The 6327-nt window shown below is 68.2% G+C and carries 4 protein-coding genes; 3 read left to right on the top strand and 1 reads right to left on the bottom strand.

Features of this window, described 5'->3' with window-relative positions:
• Window positions 1-160: 160 nt before the first annotated feature.
• Together K9U40_RS21490 and K9U40_RS21485 are read left to right on the top strand one after the other, a co-directional pair.
• Window positions 161-1951 carry an acyl-CoA dehydrogenase C-terminal domain-containing protein gene (locus tag K9U40_RS21490; protein WP_282892155.1) on the top strand — a complete coding sequence of 597 codons (1791 nt, stop codon included), beginning with the start codon at window positions 161-163 and terminating at the stop codon, window positions 1949-1951.
• Between the two features lie 118 nt (window positions 1952-2069).
• On the top strand, window positions 2070-2381 hold the full coding sequence (locus tag K9U40_RS21485) for an SCP2 sterol-binding domain-containing protein (RefSeq protein WP_282892154.1): 312 nt from the start codon (window positions 2070-2072) through the stop codon (window positions 2379-2381).
• Between the two features lie 79 nt (window positions 2382-2460).
• Here K9U40_RS21485 and K9U40_RS21480 read toward each other — a convergent pair whose 3' ends face one another.
• Window positions 2461-4527 (bottom strand): acyltransferase family protein, encoded by a 2067-nt coding sequence (locus K9U40_RS21480; RefSeq protein ID WP_282892153.1) that lies wholly within the window; start codon window positions 4525-4527, stop codon window positions 2461-2463.
• A 390-nt stretch (window positions 4528-4917) separates the two neighbouring features.
• Here K9U40_RS21480 and ugpB point away from each other — a divergent pair, with 390 nt between their 5' ends.
• A complete protein-coding gene (ugpB, locus tag K9U40_RS21475; RefSeq protein ID WP_282892152.1) occupies window positions 4918-6246 on the top strand; it encodes a sn-glycerol-3-phosphate ABC transporter substrate-binding protein UgpB in 1329 nt (442 codons plus the stop codon).
• The last annotated feature ends 81 nt before the right edge of the window (window positions 6247-6327 follow it).

Genomic DNA, 6327 nt, shown 5'->3' with positions numbered 1-6327 from the left:
ACCCTGCCCTCCCCCGCACCGAAGCCGGATGTTTCCGGCTTCGGCTCTTGGGGAACCGAACTCGGCAATAGCCGAGGTCGGGCGGGAGAGGGTCAGCACCGCTCCCGGCCACTGGGCCGGCGAGCGGAAAGGCAAGCACACAGACACGGGAGCCAACGCCATGCAGGTCTATACCCCTCCGCTGCGCGACATGCGCTTCGTCCTCCACGAGCTGCACGGCAGCGAACAGCTCTCCACCCTCAAGGGCCTGGAGGAGGTCACGCCCGACCTCATCGACGCCGTGCTGGAAGAGGCCGGGAAATTCGTCACCGAAGTGCTCGCCCCCCTCAATCAGTCCGGCGACCTTGAGGGCTGCACCTACGAGAACGGCGTGGTGCGCACGCCCACGGGCTTCAAGGAGGCCTACAAGGCGTTCTGCGAGGGCGGCTGGAACGGCATCGCCTGCGATCCGCAATATGGCGGGCAGGGTCTGCCGGCGAGCCTGAACAAGCTGGTGGAGGAGATGCTGTGCTCCGGCAACCTCGCCTTCGGCATCTGCCCCGGCCTCACCCACGGCGCCTATGAGGCGCTGAAGAATCACGCCTCGCAGGAACTGAAGGACCGCTTTCTGCCGAAGATGGTGGATGGCGTGTGGTCCGGCTCCATGTGCCTCACCGAGCCCCAGTGCGGCACCGACCTCGGCCTCGTGCGCACCAAGGCCGAGCCTCAAGGAGACGGCAGCTACAAGATCACCGGCAACAAGATCTTCATCTCCGCCGGCGAGCACGACATGGCGGAGAACATCATCCACCTGGTGCTGGCCCGCCTGCCGGACGCGCCCAGGGGCATCAAGGGCATCTCCCTGTTCCTGGTGCCGAAATTCCTGCCGCGCGAGGATGGGTCCGTGGGCCCGCGCAACGGCGTCACCTGCACCGGCATCGAGCACAAGATGGGCATCCACGGCTCGTCCACCTGCCAGATGTCGTTCGACGAGGCCACCGGATGGCTTGTGGGCGAGCCGAACCGGGGCATGCGCGCCATGTTCTCCATGATGAATTCCGAGCGCCTGTCGGTGGGCACGCAGGGCCTCGGCCTCGGCGAGGCCGCCTATCAGGCCGCCGTGGCCTACGCCAGGGAGCGGCTTCAGGGCCGCTCGCTCTCCGGCACCAAGCATCCCGACAAGCCGGCCGACCCCATCATCGTGCACCCCGACGTGCGGCGCACCCTGATGACCATGCGCGCCTATAACGAGGGCTGCCGGGCGCTCGCCGGCTGGGTGGCCCGCGCCCTCGACCTCATGGAGCATGCGCAGGACCCGCAGGAGCGCCAGCGGGCGGAGGACTTCACCGCGCTGATGACCCCCATCGTGAAGGCGCTGTTCACGGATCTCGGCTTCGAGACCACCTCCATGGGCATGCAGGTCTATGGCGGGCATGGCTACATCCGCGACCATGGCATGGAGCAATATGTGCGCGATGCCCGCATCGCCATGATCTACGAGGGCACCAACGGGGTGCAGGCCCTCGACCTCGTGGGCCGCAAGCTGCCGGCGCACATGGGGCGCTACCTGCGCTCCTTCTTCCATCCCGTCTTGAACTACATGGACGCCAAGCTCGACGACGAGAATCTCGGGCCGCTCATCACCCCGCTGTCCAAGGCGTTCGGTGCGCTCCAGCTCGCCACCGCCCACATCGCCGAGAAGGGGCTGAAGGACCCGGAAGAGGCGGGCGCGGCGGCCACGCAATATCTGCGCCTGTTCGGCATGGTCGCGCTGGGCTACATGTGGGTGCGCATGGCCGAGGTGGCCTTCGAGAAGCGCGTCTCCAACCCGGACGACGCCGCCTTCTACGACGCCAAGATCGCCACGGCGCGCTTCTTCATGGAGAAGCTGCTGCCGGACGTGGCGGCGCTGTGGGGGTCCATCAAGGCCGGCAAGGCGTCCATGATGGCCCTCGACGAGGCCATGTTCTGAGGGGCCATGTTCTGAGGGGCCATGTTCTGAGGGCCTTCGCGCCCCGGAACCAGACGTACCGATTCTCGACTTCCTCCCACCGCCCCGCTTCCGGGGCGGCTTTTTTGAGGTGACACGGATGGCCGATCTTTCCTCCCTCGTCGAAGCCATGCGCGAGCGCTCGGGCGCTTTGTCCGAACTCGGCTACAAGGTGCGCTTCGAGCTGACCGACACCGGCGAGGCCATCCTGCTGGATGCCACCGGCGCCGCCGTCGAGGTGGGCGAGGGCTCGGGCGAGGCGGATGCGGTGCTCAAGCTCTCCACCGACACGCTGGACAAGCTCATCACCGGCCGCATCGGCCCGCTGATGGCTTTTTCCACCGGGCGGCTGAAGGTGGAGGGCTCCCAGGGCGTCGCCCTCAAGCTCGCCGGCCTGCTCGATCAGGATTGAGTCACCACGCCCGCGCGGCCCCGCCTCTCACCGGGGCCGTTGCCAGGCGTTCCATGCCAAGGGGCCCCGCCGGCCCGCTTCAGCGCAGGGCGGGTTGCTGGGCCGGCCCGCTCGCCTGCTGGGCGCTGCCGGCCGCGCGCAGCGCGGCGCCGAGATTGATGGCGACGGCGGCGCTGCGCGACCCCACCATGCTGAGATGGTTCGGATCGCGATAGAGCAGGTCGCCGCCCGCGCTGGCGTCGCAGGTGCTGGGGCCGCAGAAGCGCTCGGAGAGCAGCACGGCGGTCACCCGCGGATTGGCCTTCGCGATGTCCATCAGCACCGCGTTCGCGTAAGCGAGGGCGGACAGGGCCTTCTCCCGGTCCTGCGTCAGGCAGCGGGCGATGTCGGTGCCGGAGAATTCGGCGCGGGTGATGCAGGTGGGCGGCGAAAAGCCGAATTCCGGCACCTGCCCCACCAGCACCACCGGAATGCCCAGGCCGGTCACCCGGTCCACGCTGCGCGTCAGCCCGCGGACGAATTCGGCGCGGGCCTCGTCCACGCTCAGATAGCGGTCCTGGGCGTCGCGCATGGCGAAGCCGCGCGGCAGGCTGGTCCAGGGCGACCAGCGGCCGGCCATGATGACCACCTTGGGGCGGTTCTGGGCGATGAGGTCCAGCACCGCCTGGTTGAAGGCCGGGCACTGGCGCTCCAGCCCCTTCACGCTCTCGTTCAGCGGCACCACCTCGCTCAGGGGCGGGCAGGACGGCAGCATGACGAGGCGGATGGTGGCGTCGGCCTGCGCGGCGGCCTCCGCAAGCCCGGCCATGAGCGCGCTGGCATGGGAATCGCCCCACAGCAGCACGTCGAACGCGCCCGATGCCTGCGCCGCCCCCTCAGATCCCACCTGCTTGCCGGCGATGCACTGGGGCTTCGCCGACAGCCGCATGGGCCCGCTCAGCGATGCGCTGCACCAGGACATGAAGGGGTCCGTCGCCCGCGCCTGCGCATCGGCCTCACGGGCGAAATCGGACATGGGCCAGAACCGGCCGTCGCGGACGATGGCGGTTACCGCGAAGGCGACCACCAGAGCCATGGCGGCCCCGCCCGCCCATACCGGCGTCCAGGGGCTGGCGCCTGCCTGCCGGGGTTTGCGGAACGGCGCTTCCACATAGAACAGGGACAGGCTGGCAAGGCCCACGCTCAGGGCGGCGACCATCAGGCCCTCGGCGGGCGACAGCCGCCGTTCCAGCCAGTAGGCGGCGAGCACCAGCGCCGGCCAGTGCCACAGATAGAGCGAATAGGAGATGCGCCCGAAATAGACCGGCACCGCCGACGACAGCACCCGCTGCACGATGCCGTTGGCGCCCGACGCCCCGCCATGGAGGATGAAGGCGGCCCCAAGGCACGGCGCCAGCGCGGCGAGGCCGGGAAAGCGCGTGTGGCGGTCATACAAGACGATGGCGAACACGATCAGGCCGAGGCCCGCCAGCGACAGCGCGGCCCCCTGGCGCGGCGACACGCGCGGCACCAGCCCGAGCGCGAGGGCGGAGCCCAGCAGCAGCTCCCACGCCCGCGTCGGCAGCGAGAAGAAGCTCTCGATGGGATTGCGCGACAGCCGGATCTCGGCATAGGCGAGCGAGGCCGCGATCAACGCCAGGATGGCGGGCCGCAGCAGGCTCGGCCGCACCCAGCGGATGAGGGCGAACAGGATGAAGGGAAAGACGATGTAGAACTGCTCCTCCACCGCCAGCGACCAGGTGTGTAGCAGCGGATTGGAATCGGCCTCGGGCTGGAAATAATTGATATTCTTGGAAAAATAGATGTTTGAGAAGAACAGCGTGGTGGCCCTGAGGCTGCGCGCATAGAGCAGCAGGTCGGATGGCACCATGAGGAACAGCGCCGCGGCGGTGGTCGCGGCCAGCACCACGAACAGCGCCGGGAAGATTCGGCGGATGCGGCGGTCGTAGAAATCGAGCAGGCTGAAGCGGCCCGCTTTCATGTCCCGGTACAGGATCGCGGTAATGAGGTAGCCTGATATGACAAAGAAGATATCGACGCCCACATACCCGCCCGAGAAGGCCGACAGGTGGACGTGGAACAGGACAACAGGCACGATCGCAAGCGCCCGCAGGCCGTCCACGTCGGCCCGGTAAGCCAAACCCATTCTTTACCGCCTTGATCCGTGACGTTTTCACGCCTCGCCGCTCACTTTCCATAGCCCACGGGGCCGAAGCCGGCAAATCCGGGGCCCTGCGGGGGTGGCACGGCCCGCGCGGGCCGGAGACTGCGCCCTGCTCCATTGCGTGCGGGTGGAGAGATAGGGGCCTCCCTCTCCCGCTTGCGGGGGTGGGGGCGCTCCGTCCCACCAACACCGCCACCGGGTGAAGAGGCGCCAGCCCCCTCCCTCCCCACGCCGAACTCGGCCGTTGCCGAGTTCGGCAACGGCCGAGTTCAAGCGGAGAAGCGCCCCTGTCATGGAACGGTAACGCAACGACTTCATCCATCCGGGTCTGACGCGGGCCGCACGGCACCGCCGCTCTCCCTGGAGGCACGCATGGTCCATTTTTCCCGTCGCGGCTCGTTCAAGGCGCTGCTGGCTTGCGCCTTTGCCGCCGCCCTCGCCCAGCCCGCGGCTGCACAGACCCAGATCCAGTGGTGGCACGCCATGTCCGGCCCGCTGGGGGAGAAGCTGGAAAAGCTCGCCGCCGATTTCAACGCCACCCAGGGCGATTACGCCATCGTGCCCGTTTACAAGGGCAGCTACCCCGAGACCATGACCGGGGCCATCGCCGCCTTCCGGGCGAAGCAGCACCCGGCCATCGTGCAGGTGTTCGAGGTGGGCACGGCCACCATGATGGCGGCCAGGGGTGCGGTCTATCCCACCTACAAGCTCATGGCGGAGGCCGGCGAGCCGTTCGATCCCAAGACCTACCTGCCCGCAGTGACGGGTTATTACACCGACACCGCCGGCAACATGCTGTCGTTCCCGTTCAATTCCTCGACGCCCATCCTCTACGTGAACAAGGACCTGTTCCGCAAAGCCGGGCTCGATCCGGAAACCCCGCCGAAGACCTGGTCCGAGGTGGAGGCGGCGGCGCTGAAGGTGCAGGCGGCCGGGGTGCCGTGCGGCTTCACCACCCAGTGGCCGAGTTGGGTGAACCTCGAAAACCTCTCGGCCTGGCACAACGTGCCCGTGGGCACGCTGGAGAACGGGCTGGGGGGCGCCGGCACCAGCCTCACCATCGCCAATGCCCTGACACAGAAGCACTGGGAGGCGCTCGCCCGGTGGCAGAAGACCAGGATCTTCGACTATGGCGGCCGCCAGTCGAAGGCCGACCCCAAATTTTTCTCCGGCGAATGCGCCATGAGCATCGGTTCCTCGGCGGCGCGGGCGGGCATCCTCGCCAATTCCAAGTTCGAGCTGGGCTACGGCATGATGCCCTACTGGCCCGACGTGACCGGCGCGCCGCAAAATTCCATCATCGGCGGGGCCACCCTGTGGGTGCTCACCGGCCGTCCGGCGGCGGAATACAAGGGCGTGGCCAGGTTCTTCAGCTACCTGTCGCGGCCCGAGGTGCAGGCGTGGTGGCACCAGAACACGGGGTATCTCCCCATCACGAAGGCCGCCTACGACCTCTCCCGCGCCCAGGGCTTCTATGAGAAGAACCCCGGCACGGACGTTTCCATCCGTCAGATGACGCTGAAGGCGCCCACCGCCAATTCCAAGGGCCTGCGCTTCGGCAATTTCCTCCAGATCCGCGACGTGATCGAGGAGGAGCTGGAGGCGACGCTCTCCGGCCAGAAGAGCGCGCAGGCGGCCCTTACCGCCGCGCAGGCGCGCGGCAACGAGCAGTTGCGGGCGTTCGAGAAGGCCAATCCGTGAGGAAGACCGCTCTTGTGTCCGGGCGCCGTCGCCCCCTGCGCGACGCGCCCCCTCTCCCGCTCGCGGGGGAGGGCTGGGGAG

Source organism: Xanthobacter autotrophicus (assembly GCF_030015065.1).
GTDB classification, from domain to species: Bacteria; Pseudomonadota; Alphaproteobacteria; order Rhizobiales; family Xanthobacteraceae; genus Xanthobacter; species Xanthobacter autotrophicus_D.
This window is presented reverse-complemented; position numbering and strand designations above follow the sequence as displayed.

Bases quoted from the DNA above. Each gene is read 5' to 3' on its own strand.
- K9U40_RS21490 (WP_282892155.1), top strand. From the start codon at position 161: ATGCAGGTCTATACCCCTCCGCTGCGCGACATGCGCTTCGTCCTCCAC.
- K9U40_RS21485 (WP_282892154.1), top strand. From the start codon at position 2,070: ATGGCCGATCTTTCCTCCCTCGTCGAAGCCATGCGCGAGCGCTCGGGC.
- K9U40_RS21480 (WP_282892153.1), bottom strand. From the start codon at position 4,527: ATGGGTTTGGCTTACCGGGCCGACGTGGACGGCCTGCGGGCGCTTGCG.
- ugpB (WP_282892152.1), top strand. From the start codon at position 4,918: ATGGTCCATTTTTCCCGTCGCGGCTCGTTCAAGGCGCTGCTGGCTTGC.